At 64.4% G+C, this 22,493-nt stretch carries 20 protein-coding genes; 11 read left to right on the forward strand and 9 right to left on the reverse strand.

Annotation, left to right across the window (positions count from 1 at the left end; translation table 11 throughout):
- Positions 1-4: 4 nt before the first annotated feature.
- The 3 genes from CIT37_RS19520 to CIT37_RS19530 all read left to right on the forward strand — a co-directional run bounded on the left by CIT37_RS19520 (position 5) and on the right by CIT37_RS19530 (position 3,200).
- Positions 5-391 carry an SgcJ/EcaC family oxidoreductase gene (locus CIT37_RS19520; protein ID WP_095424077.1) on the forward strand — a complete coding sequence of 129 codons (387 nt, stop codon included), beginning with the start codon at positions 5-7 and terminating at the stop codon, positions 389-391.
- A gap of 202 nt (positions 392-593) precedes the next feature.
- Positions 594-827: a DUF2171 domain-containing protein gene (locus CIT37_RS19525; RefSeq protein ID WP_015685840.1), complete on the forward strand. Its 234-nt coding sequence runs from the start codon at positions 594-596 to the stop codon at positions 825-827.
- Positions 828-923: 96 nt separating this feature from the next.
- Positions 924-3,200, forward strand: a complete 2,277-nt coding sequence (locus CIT37_RS19530) for a ComEC/Rec2 family competence protein (protein ID WP_095424078.1) — start codon at positions 924-926, stop codon at positions 3,198-3,200.
- A 9-nt stretch (positions 3,201-3,209) separates the two neighbouring features.
- Here CIT37_RS19530 and CIT37_RS19535 read toward each other — a convergent pair whose 3' ends face one another.
- The 7 genes from CIT37_RS19535 to CIT37_RS19565 all read right to left on the reverse strand — a co-directional run bounded on the left by CIT37_RS19535 (position 3,210) and on the right by CIT37_RS19565 (position 9,831).
- Complete coding sequence (locus CIT37_RS19535) at positions 3,210-4,151, reverse strand: GAF domain-containing protein (protein ID WP_095424079.1); 942 nt, start codon at positions 4,149-4,151, stop codon at positions 3,210-3,212.
- A gap of 216 nt (positions 4,152-4,367) precedes the next feature.
- Positions 4,368-4,802 carry a hypothetical protein gene (locus tag CIT37_RS19540; RefSeq protein ID WP_028141557.1) on the reverse strand — a complete coding sequence of 145 codons (435 nt, stop codon included), beginning with the start codon at positions 4,800-4,802 and terminating at the stop codon, positions 4,368-4,370.
- Between the two features lie 562 nt (positions 4,803-5,364).
- Positions 5,365-6,066: a transcriptional repressor LexA gene (gene lexA, locus CIT37_RS19545; RefSeq protein ID WP_026202323.1), complete on the reverse strand. Its 702-nt coding sequence runs from the start codon at positions 6,064-6,066 to the stop codon at positions 5,365-5,367.
- A gap of 176 nt (positions 6,067-6,242) precedes the next feature.
- A complete protein-coding gene (locus CIT37_RS19550; protein ID WP_095424080.1) occupies positions 6,243-7,454 on the reverse strand; it encodes a molybdopterin molybdotransferase MoeA in 1,212 nt (403 codons plus the stop codon).
- A gap of 228 nt (positions 7,455-7,682) precedes the next feature.
- Entirely contained in the window at positions 7,683-7,889 is a 207-nt protein-coding gene (locus CIT37_RS19555; protein WP_091965798.1) for a hypothetical protein, read from the reverse strand.
- A 170-nt stretch (positions 7,890-8,059) separates the two neighbouring features.
- Entirely contained in the window at positions 8,060-8,683 is a 624-nt protein-coding gene (locus CIT37_RS19560) for an HAD-IA family hydrolase (protein ID WP_028141560.1), read from the reverse strand.
- A 14-nt stretch (positions 8,684-8,697) separates the two neighbouring features.
- A complete protein-coding gene (locus CIT37_RS19565; RefSeq protein ID WP_095424081.1) occupies positions 8,698-9,831 on the reverse strand; it encodes an alpha-hydroxy acid oxidase in 1,134 nt (377 codons plus the stop codon).
- A 354-nt stretch (positions 9,832-10,185) separates the two neighbouring features.
- Between CIT37_RS19565 and CIT37_RS19570 the strand changes: the two genes are divergently transcribed.
- Positions 10,186-11,523: a S41 family peptidase gene (locus CIT37_RS19570; RefSeq protein WP_028141562.1), complete on the forward strand. Its 1,338-nt coding sequence runs from the start codon at positions 10,186-10,188 to the stop codon at positions 11,521-11,523.
- 101 nt (positions 11,524-11,624) lie between these two features.
- On the opposite strand, the gene CIT37_RS19575 is transcribed toward CIT37_RS19570, so the two are convergent.
- Positions 11,625-11,879 (reverse strand): hypothetical protein, encoded by a 255-nt coding sequence (locus CIT37_RS19575; RefSeq protein ID WP_028141563.1) that lies wholly within the window; start codon positions 11,877-11,879, stop codon positions 11,625-11,627.
- A gap of 462 nt (positions 11,880-12,341) precedes the next feature.
- Here CIT37_RS19575 and CIT37_RS19580 point away from each other — a divergent pair, with 462 nt between their 5' ends.
- From CIT37_RS19580 to CIT37_RS19610, 7 genes are all read left to right on the forward strand, one after another.
- Positions 12,342-13,562 carry an OpgC domain-containing protein gene (locus tag CIT37_RS19580; RefSeq protein ID WP_095424305.1) on the forward strand — a complete coding sequence of 407 codons (1,221 nt, stop codon included), beginning with the start codon at positions 12,342-12,344 and terminating at the stop codon, positions 13,560-13,562.
- Between the two features lie 153 nt (positions 13,563-13,715).
- Positions 13,716-14,396, forward strand: coding sequence for a Spy/CpxP family protein refolding chaperone (locus CIT37_RS19585; protein ID WP_161966436.1), 681 nt, complete (start codon positions 13,716-13,718; stop codon positions 14,394-14,396).
- Between the two features lie 21 nt (positions 14,397-14,417).
- Positions 14,418-16,367 carry an FAD-binding oxidoreductase gene (locus tag CIT37_RS19590; protein ID WP_095424082.1) on the forward strand — a complete coding sequence of 650 codons (1,950 nt, stop codon included), beginning with the start codon at positions 14,418-14,420 and terminating at the stop codon, positions 16,365-16,367.
- Between the two features lies 1 nt (position 16,368).
- Positions 16,369-17,076: an iron reductase gene (locus tag CIT37_RS19595; RefSeq protein WP_028141567.1), complete on the forward strand. Its 708-nt coding sequence runs from the start codon at positions 16,369-16,371 to the stop codon at positions 17,074-17,076.
- A complete protein-coding gene (locus CIT37_RS19600) occupies positions 17,073-17,852 on the forward strand; it encodes a cytochrome c3 family protein (protein WP_161966437.1) in 780 nt (259 codons plus the stop codon). Before CIT37_RS19595 ends, CIT37_RS19600 begins: the two co-directional genes overlap by 4 nt.
- Before the next feature lie 166 nt (positions 17,853-18,018).
- Positions 18,019-18,492 carry a hypothetical protein gene (locus tag CIT37_RS19605; protein WP_131233093.1) on the forward strand — a complete coding sequence of 158 codons (474 nt, stop codon included), beginning with the start codon at positions 18,019-18,021 and terminating at the stop codon, positions 18,490-18,492.
- 356 nt (positions 18,493-18,848) lie between these two features.
- Positions 18,849-19,460: an RNA polymerase sigma factor gene (locus tag CIT37_RS19610; RefSeq protein WP_028141570.1), complete on the forward strand. Its 612-nt coding sequence runs from the start codon at positions 18,849-18,851 to the stop codon at positions 19,458-19,460.
- Here CIT37_RS19610 and CIT37_RS19615 read toward each other — a convergent pair.
- Positions 19,457-22,189: a bifunctional diguanylate cyclase/phosphodiesterase gene (locus CIT37_RS19615; protein WP_095424084.1), complete on the reverse strand. Its 2,733-nt coding sequence runs from the start codon at positions 22,187-22,189 to the stop codon at positions 19,457-19,459. The genes CIT37_RS19610 and CIT37_RS19615 overlap by 4 nt on opposite strands.
- Between the last annotated feature and the right edge of the window lie 304 nt (positions 22,190-22,493).

Here is a 22,493-nt window from a genome sequence, read left to right on the forward strand (position 1 = left end):
GCATATGAGCAACGAAGCCGACGCCATCGTTTCCGCCATCATCGCGAAATGGTGCGCCGGCTTCGCGACGCTCGACGCCGCCGCGCTCTCGTCGCTCTATGCGAAAAACGCGTTCTTCTTCGGTTCGAACCCGAAACTCTATCGGGGCAGGGACGGTGTTGCCGATTACTTCAACGGCCTGCCGCGCTGGCGCAAGCCGAGCGCCATATTCTCCGACGTGAACGCAGCGCAGGCCGGCCCCGATCTGATCAACATGGCCGCGACCATCTCGTTCGACCTCGCCGGCGAGCGCCCTGATCTCGTCGTCAAGATGAGCTGGGTCATCATCCGCGAGGACGGCGACTGGAAGATCGTCAATCACCACGCTTCGGCGAAGGCGCCGCTGATCTGATTGGCGCTCTTCATCAGTTTGTCATTCCGGGATGGCCCGAAGGGCCAGGCCCGGAATCCATAACCCCAGCTTGTGGTTATGGATTCTCCGATGCGCAATTGCGCATCATAGCTCGCGCCAAGTGGCGCGCCCCGGAATGGCAGCAGAATACGAACCGAAGCTCTCTCCGCGCGTTGAGGTGGCTCCAACCAAGGATCCCACCATGCAGAACATTGCAGAGCATATGGAAGTGATCGGCGCCGACGGCGTCCATGTCGGCACCGTCGACAAGGTCGAGGGCAACCGCATCAAGCTGACCAAGAAGGACAGCGGCGAGGGCAGCCACAAGGGCCACCATCACTTCATCGACAAGGGCCTCGTCGCCGGTGTCGAGGGTAACAAGGTGCGGCTGTCGGCCAAGGCGGATGTCGCCGTGACGATGGAAGAGGAAAAGTAGGGGGAGGCTCCCTTCGTTCTCGGTTTGTGCCGCTATTCGCGCGGCCGCACGTTCCGGTAGCCTTGGCGGCAATCGCGTCGCGTAGGATGCAGGGATATGGCGGAGCCGGGCCGGCCAGCACGGTCCCAGGGTATAGCCGGGACGTGGCCGGTCGGTCGTGCTGCGCAGGCGGGCGGCTTGGTGCCGGCGGGCTTTGGCGCCTGGTCGGCAATCGTCGAGACGCTGCGTGAATGGGCCCGCGCGGAGGCCGGCGCCGGGCGACTGTTGCCGTGGGTGCCTGTCGCCTTTGGCGGTGGCATCGCACTCTATTTTGCCGCCGATCATGAGCCGGTGCTGTGGGTCGTTGCTGCGACGGCTATCGCGCTCACGTTTGGCGCGGTGCTGTTGCGGCGGAGCCGGCTGTTTGCGCCTGCGATCATGATTGCGGCGGTCGCTTCCGGCTTTGCCGTGGCAACCTGGAAGACGGCGCGCATCGCCCACCCCGTGCTGGCCAAGCCGCTCTATTCAGTGTCGCTGTCGGGTTTCGTCGAGGCCCGCGATATCCGCGAGCGAACCGATCGTTTCGTGCTGCGCGTCACGGCCATGGAGGCGCAGCGCAGCGAGGTCAAGCTGGAACGCGTCCGCCTGTCGGTGCGCAAGGGCACTGCGCCCGAGGTCGGCAGCTTCGTGCAGCTCAAGGCGCGGCTGATGCCGCCGCTCTCGCCGGTGCGCCCCGGCAGCTACGATTTTTCGCGCGACATGTTCTTTCAGGGCATCGGCGCCTCCGGCTTCGTGATGGGCGCGATCACGGCTTCAGTCCCGCCCGATGCCGGCGGCCTGCGGCTGCGTTATGCCGCCTTCATGCAAGGCCTGCGCGATGCGATCGACGCCCGCATCCGCGCCACGCTCGAGGGCGACAACCGCGCGATCGCGACAGCGCTGCTCACCGGGCGGCGCGATGCGATTTCCACGCCGGTCAACGACGCGATGTTCATCTCGGGGCTCGGCCATGTGTTGTCGATCTCCGGCTATCACATGGCGGTCGTCGCCGGCGTCGTCTTCTTCGCGGTGCGCGCACTGCTGGCCTTGATCCCGGGACTGGCGGCCGGCTTTGCCATCAAGAAATGGTCGGCGGCCGCAGCGCTGGTGGCGGCTGCGTTCTATCTGCTCTTGTCTGGCGCGGAGGTCGCGACGCAACGTTCGTTCTTCATGACGGCGGTGGTGCTGATCGCCGTGATGGTCGATCGCCGCGCCATCACCTTCCGTACGCTCGCGGTGGCGGCGCTGATCGTGCTCGCGGTCGCGCCGGAAGCGCTTGTGCATCCGAGTTTCCAGATGTCCTTTGCCGCGACGCTGGGTCTCGTCGCGCTGGTACAGATCGGCATGCCGAACCTGTTTGCCTCACCCGATCATTCGGCGACCGCGCGCGTCGCGATGTGGGGCGGCCGCGAGATCGCGATGCTGTTCCTGGCCTCGCTGATCGCCGGGCTTGCGACCACGCCCTACGCCGCCTTCCACTTCCACCGCGTCACGCCCTACGGCGTGCTCGCCAATCTCGGTGCGATGCCGGTGGTCTCGGCGCTGGTGATGCCGGCGGGGCTGCTGGGATTGCTCGCAGCGCCGTTCGGGCTCGACGGCGTGTTCTGGTGGCTGATGGGGATCGGCATCGACTGGATGGTCGCGGTCTCGCGCTGGGTGGCGGCATTGCCGGGCGCGGTCGGCCGCATCCCGGCGTTCGGCATCGCGCCGCTGATCGCAGCGAGCCTGGGGGTCATCGTGATGGGCCTGTTGCGTACGCCGTTGCGCTGGGGCGGTGCCGTCGTGCTGCTGGTTTCCATCGGCTGGGGGCTGTCGGTGCGGCAGCCCGATATCCTGATTGCCGGGGACGGCGCGAGCGTCGCGGTGCGGGGCGGCGACGGGCGTTTGCATCTGATCAGGGCAGGCAAGGACAATTTCGTGCTGAGGGAGTGGTTGGCTGCCGACGCCGATCCGCGCGATGCCGGCAGTAGCGCGCTGGCGAGCGGCATATCGTGCGACGAGTCGGGCTGCGTAACGCCGCTCGCAGACGGACGGCTGGTCGCGCTGGCCTCGCGCATCGACGCGTTGGCGGACGATTGCAACCGGGCTGCACTGGTGGTGACGTCAAGGCCCGCGCCGCCCGATTGTGCGGCGATGGTGGTGGATCGGCAGCGGCTCGCTCGCCAGGGCGCGCTGGCATTGACCCGGCGTGGCGACGGCTTTTCGGTTCAGGCGGTGAGGGCAAGAGGCACGAACCGCCCGTGGTTACCGGCCGGTGCGGGCGAAGGTGACTTCGACGGCAGCCTTGCGCAGAAGGCGGCTCCCCGCAGCCGCGACGCAACGCCATCGGAGACCGACTTGCAGGCCGACGATTGACGCCATCGATTACAGATACCAGGCCAGCACGGCTTCGAGCTTTGCCTTGCCGATGACCGGCAGGGCCACCATTCGGCTCAGCCCGGCTGCGCAGGCCTCAGAGCCCGCGATCGAGCCGTCATGAGTGAGATCGTCGTTGAGCGCGGGCATGCCGGCGGCCCAGGCGCCGCCGATGCTGCCTTCGCCCCTGGCAATGGAATTGGCGGCATAGCGGGCGGCAAGGTCGGTCTGCGCGCTGCAATCGCCGGCGCGAAAGACCAGCGCCGAACGGGCCTCGTTCGGGACCCAGATCTCGAAGCGTCGCGCAATCGGCGTTGCCTGCGCGGAGAGGAAAGTCAGGACCCAGGTTTGGTCGGTGCCGGTTCGGTAGGGCACGCCGACACCCAGATTGATCCCGACCTTGGCTGCGTCCTCCCAGCGCAGGAAGCTCTTGGCGTCGTGCAGGTCCTTGATGATCAGCGGCAGGCCCGCCTTCCAGGTGCGTCCGGGAAGTCCGAAGCCGCGAGGAAATTTAGTGTGGCGCGAGTTGAATTCGAACATGTCCGCCGCGCCGTAATAGCCGTCGACGAGGCCCATCTCGTGGGAGAGATCAGGATCGTTGTGCCAGAGTTCGATCGCGCCGACATGCGCCTCGTCGTCGCCGCAGAACAGCACCATCACGGCTTGCAGAAATTCGCCTGCAAACACCGGCACCGCCACGCCGCAGGTGAGGCCGGCGGCGACGGCCTGATCGGTCCGCTTGAAATAGGAGTTGGCGAATTTCGTGAGGATGACGGGATGGCCGCAGGCCCAGGCCTTGCCTGGAAGCCCCTCGTCATATCCGAAGTGCAGATCTTCGCTGACGGCCTTGAACGCGGACAGCCCTTCGTCGTAGAGGCCGCCGCCGAATTCCAGCCGCATGCGCGTCCGGTCAGGCACCCAGAGTTCAACGACGCGAATAAAGGTTTTCATCGAGCGTGTCCGCCGCCTCAAACCACGACAGCATCGGTCATTTGGCTGCGGAGCGGAGGTTCAAAATTCAGGCAGGACGGCCCAAACTTCGTGCGGCGACGAGGTGCGGCGGCGCTCGCCGATCGAATTTCGTGAAACACAAACCCACCGGGCTCGCCGGCATCGGCCGGCGACGGCATTTCAATCCTGGCCCCGGACCCGCCGGGCCGGAGGGCGTCAGCCGATCGGCAGTCGCGTGACCGTCGGGCGACTGTCGGCGATGATCTGCGGCTTGTGCTCGCGCTCGCCGATCGGCTGGGTCACCGGCAGTTGCAGCACGGTTGCGCGCTGGCCCTCGACGAGCTGCGTCACCAGCACGGATTTGCCGTCCGGGAATTCGATCGCATCATGATGGCGATCGGGAATGTGCGGATCGATCTTGCCGAACTTGCCGACGCGGGAGTTGACGGTGCGCGTCCAGATCCAGCGGTTGTCGTAACGGACGTTATCGGCGAAGGCGAGCTCCGTTCCCGGCAGCAGGCAGACCGCGACGGAGAGATCGGCTTCGGAGGCGAAGCCGCGCGTCGAGGTGCCGCGGAATGTTGTCGTGACGATCGTCTCGCCGACTTCTGCGGGGCGCGTCGCGACGGCATGCAGGCTGTAGTCACACATCGGGTGCTCCTCTATGCAGAGATAGCGACCCGCACCCCTTTTGGAGGCGCAGGCCCCTACCAGAGTGGAAGCACGTGACGGTCTGCTTGGTTGTAGGCAAATCTGCGGCTGGGATCCGCGAGCCCCGATCACATTATCTTTTCCATCTTTTCCGAATTCGATAGGAACAAAGTCGGCTTCCGTGCATTTGGCAGGCGCGCGTCAACGACCGGCGAAACCAGCCAGCCCGAGTATCGTCAGCTCGGCTGCGTGCGCGCTGCATTGCGGTTGTTGCGGATTTTCTGGATCACGGCCGTGTCCTAGCCGACATGAATGATGCGACCAGCGTTGCTGCGGCTGCGCTCAAACGATCCGGCGCATTTGGGCTGTCCCCCTCGAACTCGCAAGGCCGCGAAGCGATGTTGCTTCCCGCGGCCTGCCGAGGATGTCGCGAAAGGGGGAGGGGCCGGACAATCTGTGCAGAACCAGAAAGACTATCCAGCCGGAGCGGACCATCATCCGCTCCAATCTCTGATCGGCGATGCCGACCGAAGGCGCGCGCGAGGCGCTGAAGACTCCGGTATCAGTACTTGCGGTAAAGCCCGATCAGCTTGCCCTGAATCTTCACGCGGTTCGGCGGCAGGATGCGCACCTCGTAAGCGGCATTGGCGGGCTCCAGCGCGATCGAGGCGCCGCGGCGGCGGAAGCGCTTGAGCGTGGCTTCCTCGTCGTCGATCAGCGCCACCACGATGTCGCCGGTATCGGCGCTCTCGTTGCGCTGGATCAGCGCCATGTCGCCGTCGAGGATGCCGGCCTCGACCATGGAATCGCCGCGCACTTCGAGCGCGTAATGCTCGCCGGAGCCGAGCATGTCTGGAGGCACGCTGATGGTGTGGCTGCGTGTCTGCAACGCCTCGATGGGGGTGCCGGCCGCGATGCGGCCCATCACGGGCACCGCAACGGGCCGCTCGCCCTCGTCCGCGGACGGGCTGGAGCTCGCGCGCAGCTTGCCGAGATTGCCCTCGATGACGCTTGGCGTGAAGCCGCGTCGGTTGCCGGCGGCAGCTTGGAGCTCCGGCAGCTTGATCACTTCGATGGCCCGGGCGCGGTTGGGCAGCCGGCGGATGAAGCCGCGCTCCTCGAGTGCGGTGATCAGGCGGTGGATGCCTGACTTCGAGCGCAGGTCGAGCGCATCCTTCATCTCGTCGAAGGACGGCGGCACGCCGCTTTCCTTCAAGCGTTCGCTGATGAACCGCAGAAGCTCGTATTGTTTGCGCGTTAACATCTCGACCAAAGTCCCCCGGTTGATGTCGTTCGATTCCGAGACGATGAGTTCAGCGATAAGCCGCTACATCCTCGAAACAAATCATGAACGGACACTATATGTTCGATACATGTTCCGCAACTGCTTAATTTACCGTGAACAGAGCGAAACTCGCCGAATGCGTGTGGCCGCGCAGTTCAGACGGGGAGCCGCAGCACTTCGCAGGGGCTGCCGGCCTCGGCCTTTGGCGCAAGCGGTGCGCGCACGAGAAGTACCTGTGCTGCAGCAAGATTCGCAAGCAGAGAGGAGTCTTGATGGCTGACGGGAAGGGCGACGAGCGTGCCGTCGTCGCGCAGCTCCAGGCGCGCGCGCAGATAATCCTCGCGCTGGTCATTGGCGCCGAGATCGCGGCCCAGCACGGCGCGCTCGCGACGGTGATGAATCACCGAACGGCCCGACAGCGCGCGAATCAGCGGTACCATGAACAGGAAGGCGCACACGTAGGACGACACGGGATTGCCGGGCAGGCCAATGACGCTCATCGTCCCTAAGCGTCCGTGCATCATCGGCTTGCCGGGCCGCATCGCGATCTTCCAGAACGCCAACGCGATGCCTTCGTCCTTCAGCGCCTGCTGGACCAGATCGTGGTCGCCGACCGATGCGCCCCCGGTCGTGACCAGGACGTCGGCGCCGCTTTCGCGCGCGCGGCGGATGCCGGCGGTGGTGGCCTCCAGCGTATCGGCGGCAACACCGAGGTCGATGGTCTCGGCGCCCTCGCTGCGGGCGAGCGCGTGCAGGGCATAGCCGTTGGAATAGACGATCTGGCCGTGCCCGGGCGTTGAGCCCGGCATCACCAGTTCATCGCCGGTGGCGAGGATCGCGACCTTCGGACGACGGCAGACGGCGAGTTGCGGGTGATTCATTCCAGCGGCGAGGGCGAGATCGCGCTCTGTCAGACGGGTTCCCTTGCGCAGGAGGACGTCACCCTCGCGGAAATCAACGCCGGCGGGGCGGATGTGCCGACCCACGATCGCGGCTTCCTTGATCGTTATTTGCTTGCCCTCGGCGATCGTGTCCTCCTGGATCACGACTGCGTCGGCGCCGTCGGGAACGACGCCGCCGGTGAAGATCCGCACGGCTTCGCCGGCGGCGACCCTCTCCGTGAACGGACGGCCCGCTGCGACCTCACCGATCAACGTCAGCCTGGAATCGATCGTTGCCGCATCGGCCGCGCGCACGGCGTAGCCGTCCATCGCCGACATCGCCTGGGGCGGTTGGGTGCGCCGCGCAGCGACGTCCTGCGCGAGCACGCGATGGTAGGCTTCGTCGAGTGAAACCATCTCTGCAGGCAGCGGCTCTGCACCCGCCAGCACCGCAGCAAGGGCGTCGGAAACCGGCATCAAGGCCACGGCGAAACTCCTGCTCGGCACGTTCGGACGAAATGTTCCGACAGTCTTCTAGCCGAGCGCGGGGGCAGAGGCAAAAATGCGGAGCGGGCACGATTTATCTTGCCGCTTTCCGGCCCTGGATCGAAGGCAGGCTCAGGCTTGGCGTGGCATGATCCAGAGAACGAGGCCGATCGGCAGGAGGGTGGCCATGGCGAGGACGAGAATGACGAGTGCCACGGCCGGCATCGCTCAACTCCCGCTCGGCCGGTCCGGCCCGTCGTCCAGCGCGACGTCGGGAGCCTTCGGCCCTTGATCCTTGTCGGGCAGCGGATCGGCCTGGGATTTCAGGTCGGCGGCCTTGCTGATCAGCTTGGCGGAAAGGTCAGAATCCGAGGTGGTTCTTGCGAATTCAAGCAGGAGAGAGGCTTGCTTGGTGAGATAGGTTTTGCCCAGCACGTCCATAAGTCCGGTGTAGAAGTCCCAACGGACTCAAGAGTCCGGAAGGGGCCATTCCGTTCCCGGAACTCCGTACAAAAATGCACAAAGCGCTCTGGTTCCTCATTTTGGGCAAAATTGGCTCCGGGAGGGCTGCCCCGACGTTGGCGCCTCCCGATGAGCGGAGATCGTCAGATGCCCAATGCCTTCAAGGCGTTCTCGACGTCGCGCGGCGACGTCACATGCACCGCCGTCAGCCCGCGCGACCGCGCGCCTTCGATGTTCTCGGCGAGGTCGTCGAAGAACACGATACGTGCTGCGGGCACGCCGATCGCGGCGACGACATGGTCGAAGGCTTCCGCGTCGGGTTTGCGCAGGCCGATGCTGGACGACAGATACAGCGCGCGGAAATGGCCGAGCAGTTCGCCATATTCCTTCGAGAAATAGTCAACATGCGGCCGGTTGGTGTTGGAGAAGGCATAGAGCGGCATCTGTTTCGCCGCGCGCGGCAGCAGCTCGGCGATATCAGGCATCTCGCCGGCGAAGATCGCGTTCCAGCCTTCCAGGAACTGGGCGTCCGAAATGCCGATGCCGAGCGAAGCACGCAGCGAAGCGAAATAGTCCTCGTCGCTGATCTTGCCGACCTCGTGCAGCCGGTAAGCCTCGTCACGCACATAGCGCGCGACGATGGCCTCGGGCTGGCAGCCGGCATGTCCCGCCCAGCAGGCGATCGCCTTGGAGAAGTCGATGTCGAGCACCACGCGCCCGAGATCGAACAGCAGCGCATCCGCGCTGCCGGGAGAGAGCGATGTCATTGCGTCCTTTTCACTCAGTATCGATACGGATCGTGGTCGAACAGCGGGAATGCGCTGAACACGCTCGGCGCGTTGGTGGCGGTCGCCGGATGCAGGCAGGATTTGTCGACCTCGGCAAATGACGTGGCGCCCAAAAGGCCGAGGCAGCGCAGCACCTCGTCCTCCAGCAGCTCCAGCATCCGCGCGACGCCGGCCTCGCCAGCCGCCGCCAGCGCCCAGCATTGCAGCCGGCCGATCCCGACCAGGTCCGCGCCCGCCGCGATCGCCTTGACGATGTCGGTGCCGCGACAGATGCCGCCATCGACCATGATCTTGGCGCGGCCCTTCACGGCCTCGACGATCTCGGGCAGCACATGCATGGCGCCGCGGCCATGGTCGAGCTGGCGGCCGCCATGGTTGGAGACGTAGATCCATTCGACGCCGTGATCGACCGCGATCTGGGCGTCCTCGGCGGTGGCGATGCCCTTCAGGATCAGCGGAATTCTGAACTTGTCCTTGATCATCTTCACGGTCCGCCACTCCAGGCCCTTCTGGAAATCGCCGCCGGTGGCACGCAGGCGGCTCTCGCGAACGTAGCGCTTGGCGATGTCACGCTCACGACGGCTGTAATGGGCGGTGTCGACGGTCAGGCAGAAGCCGGCATAGGCGTTCTTCTCGGCCCGGCTGACGACATCCGCGACAAAGGCATCGTCGCCGCGGACATAGAGCTGATAGAGCCGCAGCGCATCGGGTGCGGCTTCGGCGGTCTGCTCCAGGCCTGGCTCGGACACCGAGCTCAGCATGTGCGCCGCGCCGAAGGTGCCGGCAGCGCGCGCGACGCTCGCCGCGCCATCCGGGTCGAAGATCTCGAGCGCGCCGACGGGGGCGAGCACCACCGGCAGGCGCATTTTGCGGCCGAACTGCTGAACCGAGCCGTCGACCTTTCGGACGTCGCGCAGCACCCGCGGCCGGAAGGCGATCTCGTCCAGCGCCATGCGGTTGCGGCGCATCGTGGTTTCGGTCTCGGCGGCTCCGACGATGTAGTCCCAGGCGTTCTGGTTGAGGTTGGCCCGCGCTTTCCGAATGAATTCGTGCAGGTTTTGGAACGGCTCGTTGCTGGCGCCGAGCTCGACGTTCCGTTCCGGCCGGATCCGGGGTGCTTCGTTCATTGTTATCCTCCCGAGAATTTGAAGCCTTGTGTCATCGCCTAACCCGTCCAGCGTTCCAAAACCATCCTAAAATGGCATGGCTGCGCGGCGTGGACGGGCGCACCGATTCCCCCTTTAGGTCCCTTTGGGGGCGGGCCAGTCCTGCAACGTTGCCAAAAGTTTAGGCCCGAACGAAGCGATTTTTGCGGTGTACCGGTCGGCGGTGCATCCCGGCCTTGAAGAAACCAGAATGGTATTGTGAAAAGTGGATTGGATCGCCAATTGCATGGCGCCTCCCAAGTGTGCTTCCCAGGTCTCGAGAGACGAGCCCAAGCAAGCTCAAGCGAACCGCCAAGCAAAAAGGCAAGCCCATCCATGCGGAAAACCCTGCTGTTCCCTCTGGGCGCGCTCACCGGAGCGTGTCTCACCCTTCTGGTCGCCAGCCCGCACGGTGGTGTATGGGCGGCACGGGCGGCAGCGAGCGCGGACGATGCCTATTCCCAGCTCAACCTGTTCGGCACGGTGTTCGAGCGCGTCAAGGCGAGCTATGTCGAGAAGCCCGACAACGCCAAGATGATCGAAGGCGCGATCACGGGCATGGTGACCTCGCTCGATCCGCATTCGCGCTACATGAACGCGAAGGCCTGGACCGAGATGCAGGAGACCACTTCCGGCGAGTTCGGCGGCCTCGGCATCGAGGTCACCATGGAAGACGGCCTCGTCAAGGTCGTTTCCCCGATCGACGATACGCCCGCCTCGAAGGCCGGCCTGATGTCCGGCGACCTCATCAGCAAGATCGACGGCGAGGCCGTGCAGGGCATGACGCTCGAGCAGGCCGTCAACAAGATGAAGGGCCCGGTCGATACCAAGACCAAGCTCACCATCGTGCGCAAGGGCGCTGACGCGCCGCTCGATGTCGCGATCACGCGCGAGATCATCCATGTGCGCCCGGTGCGCTTCCACGTCGAGAACGGCGACATCGGTTATATCCGCGTCACCTCGTTCAACGAGCAGACCACCGACGGCCTGAAGAAGGCGATCGCCGCGATCGCCAAGCAGGTGCCGCAGGAGAAGCTCACCGGCTATGTGATGGACCTGCGCAACAATCCGGGCGGTCTGCTCGACCAGGCCGTGTCGGTGTCGAGCGCCTTCCTCCAGCGCGGCGAGGTCGTTTCGACCCGCGGCCGCAGTCCGGAAGAGACCCAGCGCTTCACCGCGCATGGCGGCGACCTCACCAAGGGCAAGCCGCTGGTGGTCCTGGTCAATGGCGGCTCGGCCTCGGCTTCCGAGATCGTGGCCGGCGCACTGCACGATCACAAGCGTGCGACCATCATCGGCACGCGCTCGTTCGGCAAGGGTTCGGTGCAGACGGTCATTCCGCTCGGTGCCGGCAATGGCGCGCTGGCGCTGACCACGGCGCGCTACTACACGCCGTCCGGCCGCTCGATCCAGGCCCAGGGCATCGCCCCCGACATCGAGATCCTGCAGGACGTGCCGCCGGAGCTGAAGGGCCGCATGGACACCATGGCGGAGTCCCAGATGCGCGGGCATCTCTCAGCCGGCGAGGGCGGCGAGCAGACCGGATCGCAGTCCTATGTTCCGCCGAAGGAGGAGGACGACAAGGCCCTGCATGCCGCGTACGACTTCCTGCACGGCGTCACCGCCAACGCGGTGGCCGCCAAGCCCGCGTCGAAGGCCGCGGTGCCGAACTAAGGTCTTCGACTTTCAGAGATCGATATCGCCCGGGAGTGGATGTCCGCTCCCGGGCGAATTCGTTTTGGGCGTTCGCGAGCGGCGGAATCACTGCGCGATCGTCATTGCTGCTTCTTCGGACCCGTGTGATGCGGGACTTCGGTCTTCGGTCCGCCGCCGTAATGGTGGCTGCCGCCAGATCCGCTGGTCGTCCCGCCGTCGCTCTCTTTCTTGCCCATATGGTGAGGGACCTCGGTCTTCGGTCCGCCCGAGTAGTGATGGCCGTTCTTCTCATCGGCCGTGCTCGTCTGTGCCATGGCGGGCAACGCAACGAACGACATGATCGCGGCGGCGACGATCAGCTTGCGGTGACTCATTCTGGTTTCTCCTGTTGATCTCGTCGAGTTGGTGTCAATCAAGTCCCGGTGGCTCGATCGAGCAGCAACCAAACCCGGAGCTTGATTGTGTAGGTTGAGCAAGATCAAATGTCGACGCGCGCACTCGCGAGCGTCGTTGCGCGGATCGCCGTGTTGCCGCAGGCGACGAGAAACGTCGATCTTCTTACAGAGAAAAATTCTCGCCGCTGCGAGAAATCGCAGGTCGCGCGCAAAGCCCGCGAGCATGCCGAGAGATATCGTGGCCGATGACTCTTCCGGTGGAGGACGACGGGCGCCTCGATTCATTACGCGCTTGAATCACAAAAAGATTTGGCTGGTGCGCCGATCGGGTTTGATGTCCGTCAAACCTGCGTCGATGACGCAACCTAGCGTGCCGCGCGAATGAGCGGCGACACGGTTGCGATCCGACAAAAATTGACCGCAGAGATGGAGAACGCACCGTTGACTGACGAGACCATTCACGCCCCCGGTCGGCCCTTGCAAGTTGCGTTTCTCCGGTTGTGGGAAACGATCACGATCAGGTCGGTGCTGGTCAAGCAACGGCGCGATGTGCGACTGGATCTGTTTCGCGGTCTGGCGAACTGGTTGATCTTTCTCGGGCACATTCCAGATTCTGCGCTCGCCTGGTGCACGACGCGAAACTACGGCTTCAGCGATGGCGCCGATCTGTTCGTGCTGATCTCCGGCTACACCGCGACGTTCGTATTCGGCTCGATGATGATGGAGCGTGGCTTCGTCATCGGCGCAACCCGGCTGCTGCGGCGGGTGTGGCAGCTCTATGTCGCTCACCTGCTGTTGTTCCTGGTCTATCTCACGGCCGTGCACTACATCGCGCACAGCTTTGACGATCTTCATCTGATGGATCAGTTCAACGTCGCGCCGCTCATGAACTTTCCCGTCGAGACGCTCTCGCAGGGCCTGATACTCAAGTTCAAGCCGCTCAATCTCGACGTTCTGCCACTCTACATCGTGCTGATGGCCGCGTTTCCCGTCGTGCTCTGGTTCATGCTGCGATGGCGCAATGCAGTGATGATCGGCTCGCTCGGTCTTTATCTGGCCGCCCGACATTACGAATTGAATCTGCCGTCCTATCCGGCAGGAGTCTGGTATTTCAATCCGTTCGCCTGGCAACTGCTTTTCGTATTCGGAGCCTGGCTGGCGTTGGGAGGGGCGGCGGCAAGCCGCTGGCTGCTGTCGTCCCGCACGCTGCTCGTCCTCAGTAGCGGCTTCCTGATCCTTGCGCTCGCGATGACGCTGGCGGAACGAGTTCCGGGACTGCGGGACTACATTCCCGAGGGGCTCGCCGCCGTCTTCATTCCAAACGACAAGACCAATCTGGGGCCTTATCGCGTCATCCATCTGGCGAGCCTGGTGTTCATCGTCGTCTCGCTCATTCCGATCGACTGGCCCGGTCTGAGGTCACCGGTGCTCCAACCCTTGATCAGATGCGGTCAGCAGTCGCTGTCCGTGTTCTGTGTCGGCCTCTTTCTGTCGTTCGTCGCGCATTTCCTGCTCGATTTCGGATCGGAGGGAATTCTGGCTCAGATCCTCGTTGGCGCCGCGGGTCTCGGGATCATGACGGGCGTCGCCTACTACCGGACCTGGTCGAAAGGCGTGGACAGAAGCCGATCGTCCGAGCAGCGCGGGGAGGCTGGCGAATGACGACTTCCGAGTTGGTCGCAGCGGCCTTTGACACCTCCGTGCGTAAGAGTTGCCGGCGCTTCGCGTCTATATGGCCTGACCCGCCCCACGCTGTCCTCATCGCAGATCTCGATGAGCAGAGAACCATCCGAATCAAACCCCTGGAGAAAGACCATGGACCTTTCGAGAAAATTCGCCTTGAGCGCAGCCGCCTTTGCCGTCCTTGCCCTGGGGCCGGTTGGGCTGCCGTCCGCGATCGCCGCTGGCCATACGCAGTCCGCGATGATGGATGACGACAAGATGTCGAAGATGCCGGCCCCGTCGGATTCCAGCGACAAGATGAACATGGGTCAGCCAGCGGGGCAGCCGCAGAACATGAGCGGCGGTCGGATGAACGACGACAACAAGATGAAGATGCCGCCGCAAGGCCAGGACAATTCCGGCATGATGCAGATGATGCAAATGATGGAGAAGATGATGCGCGGCCAGATGGGTTCGTCCGGCAGCTGCGGTGCGATGAGCGGCCCCGTGGATGTGACAGAGCGGATCGAGGGGCGGATCGCCTTCCTGAAGGCCGAGCTGCAGATCAGCGACAAGCAGGCCGCCGACTGGAACGGTGTCGCCGACGCCTTGCGTTCGAGCCGGCAGCACCTGCTGGAAGCGCGCAAGATGCTCGCGATGGATGACAGGTCGGGAAGCGCCGATCGTCTGGAGCATTACGAGCGGCATTTGTCCGAGCGTCTGGAGGCCATCAAGTCGGCCCGCCAGGCCTTCACGCGGCTCTACGCGTCATTGAACGAGAGCCAGAAACAGACGGCAGACACGATCCTGCTGCCCTTGATTGCGTCGTTCTGATCGTCGAGGTGAGCGCGAGATATGTTCGGTCTGCCCCTTCGTTGTCGAGTCGGCCTGTCTGCGCTCGTCGTCCTGACGAGCCAGCTTGTGGCGAACGCCGCGCCCGAATCGGACTTCGGCCTCGGCCGCGCGCATCCGACGGGGGAGGTCGCTCAGCGTTGGGAGCTGGCGCAGGCAGAGGACGACCACGCCGCACATCATCCCGCGGCGTCCGGCTCCGCAGGCGGTGCGGCCGATGTGCCGCCCGGCGGCACCGCGCCGGGGATGATGGGTGGAATGGACGGCATGATGGGCCGGCCGCGCAAGGAGTTCTACCCGGCATTGATGGACATGCCGGCGCTGTCCGCCGAGCAGCGGAGCAGGCTGGAGGTTCAGGCGCGCGAGCGGATCAGCGCGGAGGCCGATCGCCTGGCGACTGCCGAGATGGATCTGCGGCACGCTATCGCCGGAGGCGATAGCGTCGCGGCGGATCAGGCGTCGCGGCGGCTTCGCGAGTCCCTGAACGCGGTTCAGAGCGGCGTGGTCGCGCTGCGTTCGTTGCACGAGGGCAAGCCGCCGCAGCAGATCGCGCAGGCGTGGTTCAAGTCGCAGATGAACCTGCTGCCCCAACGCGGTGCCATGGCTGCGGATGACGGCACGCACGGAATCTCCTGGTTTCACGTCACGACCATGGCGCTGCTGGTGCTGTTCTCGCTCACGCTGATTGCCGTCTATGTCGCGCGCATGCGCCGGGCGAACGCGCTGGTCGATCGGCTGACGCGCGCTGCGGCCGTTCCGGCTGTTGCCGTGGCCGTCCCATCCGCGACGGCCGTCAGCTCGCCGGACGAGAAGGCCGTGGTGACACCTGCGCAACAGACAAATCGCGACACTGCACGAGTCGAACCGGGCCGCTCCTGGAAGGGCAGACTGAAGATCTGCGCGATCTATCAGGAGACGCCGAACGTGAAGACCTTCCGTCTGCAGGCACCGGACGGCGGCGCGATTCCTTTTGCGTTCCTGCCGGGACAGTTCCTGACCTACGCCATCGAGATCGACGGAAAGACCGTCAGGCGCTCCTACACGATCGCGTCGTCCGCGGCCCAGGCCGCCTATGTCGAGACCACGATCAAGCGCGAAGACGGCGGGCTTCTGTCGGACTACATGCATGGCCAGCTGAAGGCGGGAGACCTCATCGAGGTTGCAGGCCCCTCCGGCGCCTTCACGTTCACCGGCGTGGAAGCCGACAGCGTCGTCCTGATCGGCGGCGGGGTCGGCATCACGCCACTGATGGCGGCGATCCGGTATCTCTCGGACATCGCGTGGCCCGGCCAGATCTACCTCGTCTATGGCGCGCAGACGACCGAGCAATTCATCTTCCGGGACGAGCTGGAATATCTCCAGCGCAGGATGAACAATCTGCACGTCGCGGCCACGATGGTGCGGGCCGCGGGCACGTCGTGGATGGGAAGCGAGGGGCAAGTCACGGCCGAGTTCCTGACGCAGGCTGTGCCTGATCTCACCAGACGACGCGTTCATTTGTGCGGTCCGCCCGGCATGATGGACGCGCTCAGGAAAATCTTGATCGGGCTCGGCGTGCCGCGCGAGCAGATCAAGACGGAGGCCTTTGGGCCGGCCCGCGGCGCCGTTCCACCTCCCGGCAAAGTCGCGGCCGAAGCGCAAATGCCGGCGACTGAGGCGAGCAATCAAGGGGCTGCAACAATAGGTCCGGCAACGGCGACCATTCGCTTTGCGACATCCGATAGGGTTGTGGCGCTGCCTCCGGACAAGAGCGTCCTGGAGGTGGCCGAAGGTGCAGGCGTTTCGATCGATTATTCCTGTCGGGTCGGGGTCTGCGGCGTCTGCAAGACACATCTGTTGCAAGGAAACGTCACGATGGAAGTCCAGGACGCCCTGACCGCGGACGACAAGGGGAACGGTCTGATCCTGGCCTGCCAGGCGAGATCGGTCGGAGATCTGGTCGTTGAGGCCTGACATGATGGATCGGAGAGGGCGCCTGATCGCCGACGTCGCTCTGGCGGCCCTGTTGTTGCTGGTGCCGGCGTTCCTGCTGCACTCCGATATCAGGTTCGCAGGAAGCCTCGCCGGCTTTGTGCTCGGGGCCGGTGCGGCCGTGCTGATGATTCTTCTTCTCGTCTATCCCATGACGAAATACAGCGTGGGTTTGAAGGCCCTGGTCACGCGATGCGTGTCGATGCCGACGCTCCTGGCATTTCACGCCTATGCAGGAATCGTCGCAGCATTTTTCGCGCTTCTGCACACGGGCCACAAATTTCAAAGTCCGCTCGGGATCGCATTGGTGGCCAGCATGCTGGTCGTAGTCGTCACCGGATTTGTCGGGCGCTACTACCTGCCGCAGACCGCGACGGAGCTGCGCCAGCAGCAATCGCATCTGGCGACCTTGAGGTCGGCCTATGAGCACATGGCGTCGGCGATGTCGTCGTCCGATCGGGTGGTGCGCGACGGGGCCGCCGTGCCTGGATCGGCGTTGCAGAATGTGCCCGTGCTGCAGCTCGTCGATGGCATTTCCGACCTCGAATCGGCGATCGGATCGAGCGAAGCAATCAAGAGAATCTTCCTGCAGTGGATCGGGCTGCATGTCATGGCGGCGATCGTCATGTATGCGTTGCTCGTGGTGCATGTGGCGGCCGAGGTCTACTACGGGCTGCGGTGGCTCGCGTGACGATCAGGGGCGTGCTCTACGCCGTGGTCGCGACACTGGTCGTCGCGAGCGCGGCGGTTGTGTTGATCGCTCTCTATCGGGGCAGCTCCGAGGTCGTTCCGGGGTGGACGAGGCTTGTGACGCCAGGGCCGCTTTCCGAGAAGCATGCATTTCTGTCCGACAAATGCGAGAGCTGCCACACGCCGGTCAGAGGCGTCGATCCGGTGGCCTGTATCTCCTGTCATGCGCCTTCCGCCGGGGATCTCGCCAAGCAATCGACGGCGTTTCACGCCGCGGCGGGCGGTCAATGTTCCGGCTGCCATCTTGAGCACATCGGCGAGCGGCGGCCGATCAGGATGGATCACGCCTCACTTTTGCAAATCGCAAGGCCTCCCCCCGGCGGGGCATGGTTCGACCGGCCCGCTTCCGACCAACTGACGGCGGACCTGAAGACATTTCTGGGCCTGCCAAAGTCCGACCGGCGGGAAAGGGCGGAGCTCGATTGCGCCGGCTGCCACAGCAACCGGGAGCCGCACCGCGAATTGTTTGGACGGGACTGCGCGGAATGCCATGGGCTCGCGTCCTGGAAAATCGCAGGCTTCCTGCACCCCTCGCCAACGTCGAGGGACTGCGCCCAATGCCATCAGGCGCCGCCGAGCCACTATATGGGCCACTTCGTCATGATGGACCGGATGATCACGGGGCAGGAGCACGCATCGGTCAATCAATGCTTTCTGTGCCACAGGACCGACTCGTTCAATGACATCAAGGGCGTCGGCTGGATGAAGCATCATTGACCGGTTCGAGCGTGCGACGGAGATGGGTGCTGCACATTACAGAATTCGGCAAAAAAATATGAGGCTCATTTCGCGATGAATCGCGCGGCCGGATAGAGGCGCCGAACCTTGAAATCCTGCGCAGAGCACGACGCTCATCGTCGCTCTTGCATTGACGATGCCGCGCGTGTCGTTTTCTGTTGGCCGTCCCTTCAACCAGAGCTATATGTTCCGGGTCGAGGCAGTAGGTGCACAGATGATTGGCTTGAGAAAGCCAAGGCGAAGGTGGTGGGGATGGCTTGTCGCCATCGCATATCTGCTTGCCTCGATGACACCGTCGCTTGCGATCTCGACCGCTCTGGATGCATCGATTCAATGCGAGCATCCGGCCGATCAGCCTGCGCATGAGCACGCGCACGATGAAGGTGCCACTGTGCATTCGCATGACGTTGCGATGGCCGGGGATTGCGACGACGATCAGGGCCGGCCTGGCGACCGGCATGCCACCTGCTGCGGCTCGGTGCTGTGCTTCAGCGCCGTGTCGCCTCAAGCTCCCGCGATTGCGGAGTTCGTCGTGCCCCATGCGCGCTGTGAAGCGCAGCCTGATGTGATCGGCGACGCGGGTGCGTTCCGCCGTCACTACCGGCCCCCCATCGCCTGAGATAGCTCCCGAAGATCGAACTGCGTCGCTCCAGGTTTGAGCGCGGATCGGCACGTCTGCGAGGGGCGCCATGCCCCGGCGGATGACGGCGATGCGCACCCAGACTTCGCACACCGCGATGCGACAGGACCGGTCTCGGTCGTTGATCGCGTGCGCTGCGTGTTGAGCGGAAGAACGCCGACGTCGCGATCATCGGTTTGCGGAAGGCGAGGTGACCGCGTGAGCGACGTTCGAGCGGTGATCTTCGCGACTCTTGTTCGGGGGCTGCCGCATCCGCGGATCGCCGCCGTGACCGATTTGACGCGTTCCCGCTCCAACGAAGCAATCTACCGAATGTCACGCAAGGACGATGCGTCATGAAATCGCCGAACGAGAGTCTGCCAGTGCGGACAGTCGGCTCCCCGGATGCGCAGGACGCCGTCGTTCGTGCCGCCCTCGTCGGCAGTTACGATCGCCTCCGCAGCTATCTGCAGCGACGCTTTGGCGGGAAGGCGGAAGCGGAGGAGGTGCTCCAGGCGTTCATGCTGCGCGCGCTGGAGCGGTCCGGCGACATTCGCGACGCGGATTCGGTCCGAGGCTGGTTGAGCAGGGTCCTGGCGACCACCATCGCCGATTTTCACCGTCAGATATCAAAGAGCAGAACGCGGGAGATGCCGTTCCCGCATGAGCTCAACGAGCGTCTCGCAGCCGATCCGGAGGCCGCGGCGAATGCCGCGGTCTGCGAGTGCCTTCATACCCATCTATCCCTGCTGAAGCCGGAGCATGCCGAAGTGATCAGAAGGGTGGACCTCGGTGGTGAGTCGCGGGAGCTCGTCGCGGCCGATCTGGGCGTGACCGTCAACAACCTGACCGTTCGCCTTCATCGCGCGCGACACGCCCTGAAAGAGCGTCTCGAGCAGACATGCGTTGTATGTCTCGAGGAAAGCTTCTGGGAATGCCGCTGTGCCGACAACCGAGGTCCGACCTAGCTCGCCTCGCGGCGACGGGCTTTCGCGCCGCCGCGCTGGGCGAGCCGGCTGCGATGCAGCGCGAACAGCTCCAGCACCTTGTCGGCGGGCTTCGCGGCGCTGAACAGATAGCCCTGCATCTCGGAGCAGCCGAGCGCGCGGAGCAGACGCTGTTGCTCCTCGGTCTCGACGCCCTCGGCCGTGGTGGTCATGCGGCGCGCGGCCGCCAGGTTGACGACGGCCTGGACGATGCTGGCCGAGCCGTCGGGGCCGCCGATGTCGTCGACGAAGCAGCGGTCGATCTTGATCTTGTCGAACGGGAAGCGGTGCAAATAGCTCAGCGACGAGTAGCCGGTGCCGAAATCGTCGAGCGCGATGCGCACGCCGATGGCGCGGAGCTGGTGCAGGATCGCCAGCGCCGTGTCGTCGTCGCGGATCAGCACCGCCTCTGTAATCTCGAGCTCGAGCCGGCTCGCCGGCAGGTTGGAAGCAGCGAGCGCCGCCATGATCTTCAGCGCCAGCGTGCCGCTCTTGAACTGCACCGGCGAGACGTTGACGGCGAGGCGGATGTCGTCGGGCCAGTTCGCAGCGTCCCGGCAGGCGGTCGCCAGCACCCATTCGCCGATCTCGTTGATCAGGCCGGTATCTTCGGCGATCGGGATGAACTCCGCCGGCGAGACCATGCCGCGCGCGGGATGACGCCAGCGCACCAATGCCTCGCAGCCCGTGATGCGATCATCCTTCAGGCTGAGGCAGGGCTGGTAATAGACCTCGAGGCTGCCATCGCGCCGCCCTTGGGCGATGGCGTGGCGCAGGTCGCTCTCGAGCTGCCGGCGCTCGCGGATTTTGGCGTCCATCTCCGGCTCGAAGAAGCGATAGGTGCGGCGTCCGGCGGACTTGGCGGCGTACATCGCCATGTCCGCGTTCTTGAGGACCTGGTCGAGCGCCGTGCCGTGTTCCGGCGCAAGCGCAATGCCGATGCTGGCGTCGGTGGTGAGATGATGGCCCATGCAGTCGAACGGCGCGCGGATGGCCGCGAAGACCCGCGCGACGAGCTCGTTGACCTGGTCGAGCGACGTCACCGCGCTCTGGACGATGGCGAACTCGTCGCCGCCGAGTCGCGCCACGAAATCCGCCGGGCCGGCACAACGGCGCAGGCTTGCGGCAATCGATTTCAACAGCTCGTCGCCGACGAGATGGCCGAGCGCATCGTTGACGCCCTTGAACTCGTCGATGTCGATGTAATGCACCGCGATCTGTTCGTCGCTGCCGACTGCGGCCAGCTCTTCGCGCAGATGCTCGTGGAACATGGTGCGGTTCGGCAGGTCGGTCAGCGCGTCGTAATGGGCTAGGTGGGTGATGCGCTCCTCGATCCGGCGGCGCTCGGTGATGTCCTCATGGGTCGCCACCCAGCCGCCGTCCGTGAGCGGCTCGTTGAGGATGTGGATCGAGCGGCCGTCGGAGGTGTCGACTACCATGGAATTGCGCGTATGGACGCCCTTCAGCACGCGCACGACATAGTCGTCGATGTCGCCCGTGAACGAGCCGGTCGCCTTGCGATGGGCGATGATGTCGTGGAAGCTCGAGCCGGGCTTCACGATCTCGGCCGACAATCCGTACATTTCGAGATAGCGCTGATTGCAGACTACCAGCCGCTGCTCGGCGTCGAACAGCAAGAGGCCCTGCGTCATGTTGTTGACGGCGCGATCGAGCCGCTGCTTTTCCAGCGTCAGCCGTTCCCGCGAGAGGCGGTGCTGCTCCAGAAGCTTGCGCACGACCGCGATGAGCACGCCTGCGATGGCGAGTGCGGAAGAGGCGGCCACCGAGATCAGGATGCCGATCTGCTCGCGCCAGTCCGTCAATGCGGAGGCGCGCGTCGTGGTGGCCATCATCAGGATCGGGAAGTGGGGCAGGGCGCGCGAGGAGATCAGCCTGTCTTCGCCGTCGACGGGGCTCATGAATCGTCCGGCGAAGTGATCGAGGCCGAAGACTCTCTGCTGCGCGGGCGTCCCGTTCTTGAAATTCCGCCCCATCAATTCGCTGGAATGGGGATAGCGGGCGAGCAGCGTGCCGTCCCGATGCAGCATCGAGATCGTCGCGCCTTCGCCGAGCACGACGGAGGCGAAGAACTTCTCGAAATTGGCGGGCTCGATGCCGCGCCCGACGACACCCAGGAACTCGCCGTTCGGCCCGACGATCCTGCGCACGATCAGGACGGTCCAGGCGCCGGAGATGCGACTGTGCAACGGCTCGATCAGGACATCCGGCGAATAGGGATCGTATTTGAAGGTGCGAAAATAGGCGCGGTCGGCAACGTTCACTTTCGGAGCCGGCCATGCCGTCGATGAATTGATCAGATTGCCTTCGGCATCGATGATGTTGACGCCGCCGATGTAGGGCAGGGCCTCGATCTTCGAGCGCAACATCCGGTGGACGTCCTCGCCGGCGAGGCGCTTGCGATAGTCCTCCACGGTCCTGATTCCGGTCGTGCGGACGTGATCGACGAAGTCCTTCTGGATGACCGCGAAATCCTGCAATTGCTGATCGAAATGATGGGCGAGCAGCAGCACGGTGTTTTCCAGCTCGCGGCTGGAGTTGCGCAGCGCCCGCTCGCGGAAATTCTGCGCCATCAGGACCGAGCCAATGGCGATGGCCGCGATCAGCAGGGCGCCGCCCACCACCAGCCAGCGGATCGGTCCGCTGCGCACGAAGGCGTGGTCAAAGAGGCGACTGCCGAATCTCGTCATCATGCTGGATCATTGCCGTGCACACGTCAGGATCAATTCTTGGCCCCGAAGACACCCGTTGGTTTACGGGAACGGTGTGGAGGCGAAGTTAGGAAGCGCGGTTAACGCTGTGTGAACGGCCGCGCGCAAATGCAACCGAGGTCCGCGATACAGCGGGCAGGAATTGCCGAAGGCGTTCGAGGGTGCCGGTCAGTTCCTGCCGGCTATCCCACAATCAACCAAGGCCTAACCATCTAACGTGTTGAGGATCCTCGCCTCGGCATTGGCACGTGATTTGCGAGATGCCCGCTGACGACACAGAGAGGAC

This window comes from Bradyrhizobium ottawaense (assembly GCF_002278135.3).
Lineage (GTDB): Bacteria > Pseudomonadota > Alphaproteobacteria > Rhizobiales > Xanthobacteraceae > Bradyrhizobium > Bradyrhizobium ottawaense.

Bases quoted from the DNA above. Each gene is read 5' to 3' on its own strand.
- CIT37_RS19520 (WP_095424077.1), top strand. From the start codon at position 5: ATGAGCAACGAAGCCGACGCCATCGTTTCCGCCATCATCGCGAAATGG.
- CIT37_RS19525 (WP_015685840.1), top strand. From the start codon at position 594: ATGCAGAACATTGCAGAGCATATGGAAGTGATCGGCGCCGACGGCGTC.
- CIT37_RS19530 (WP_095424078.1), top strand. From the start codon at position 924: ATGGCGGAGCCGGGCCGGCCAGCACGGTCCCAGGGTATAGCCGGGACG.
- CIT37_RS19535 (WP_095424079.1), bottom strand. From the start codon at position 4,151: ATGAAAACCTTTATTCGCGTCGTTGAACTCTGGGTGCCTGACCGGACG.
- CIT37_RS19540 (WP_028141557.1), bottom strand. From the start codon at position 4,802: ATGTGTGACTACAGCCTGCATGCCGTCGCGACGCGCCCCGCAGAAGTC.
- lexA (WP_026202323.1), bottom strand. From the start codon at position 6,066: ATGTTAACGCGCAAACAATACGAGCTTCTGCGGTTCATCAGCGAACGC.
- CIT37_RS19560 (WP_028141560.1), bottom strand. From the start codon at position 8,683: ATGACATCGCTCTCTCCCGGCAGCGCGGATGCGCTGCTGTTCGATCTC.
- CIT37_RS19565 (WP_095424081.1), bottom strand. From the start codon at position 9,831: ATGAACGAAGCACCCCGGATCCGGCCGGAACGGAACGTCGAGCTCGGC.
- CIT37_RS19570 (WP_028141562.1), top strand. From the start codon at position 10,186: ATGCGGAAAACCCTGCTGTTCCCTCTGGGCGCGCTCACCGGAGCGTGT.
- CIT37_RS19575 (WP_028141563.1), bottom strand. From the start codon at position 11,879: ATGAGTCACCGCAAGCTGATCGTCGCCGCCGCGATCATGTCGTTCGTT.
- CIT37_RS19585 (WP_161966436.1), top strand. From the start codon at position 13,716: ATGGACCTTTCGAGAAAATTCGCCTTGAGCGCAGCCGCCTTTGCCGTC.
- CIT37_RS19590 (WP_095424082.1), top strand. From the start codon at position 14,418: ATGTTCGGTCTGCCCCTTCGTTGTCGAGTCGGCCTGTCTGCGCTCGTC.
- CIT37_RS19595 (WP_028141567.1), top strand. From the start codon at position 16,369: ATGATGGATCGGAGAGGGCGCCTGATCGCCGACGTCGCTCTGGCGGCC.
- CIT37_RS19610 (WP_028141570.1), top strand. From the start codon at position 18,849: ATGAAATCGCCGAACGAGAGTCTGCCAGTGCGGACAGTCGGCTCCCCG.
- CIT37_RS19615 (WP_095424084.1), bottom strand. From the start codon at position 22,189: ATGATGACGAGATTCGGCAGTCGCCTCTTTGACCACGCCTTCGTGCGC.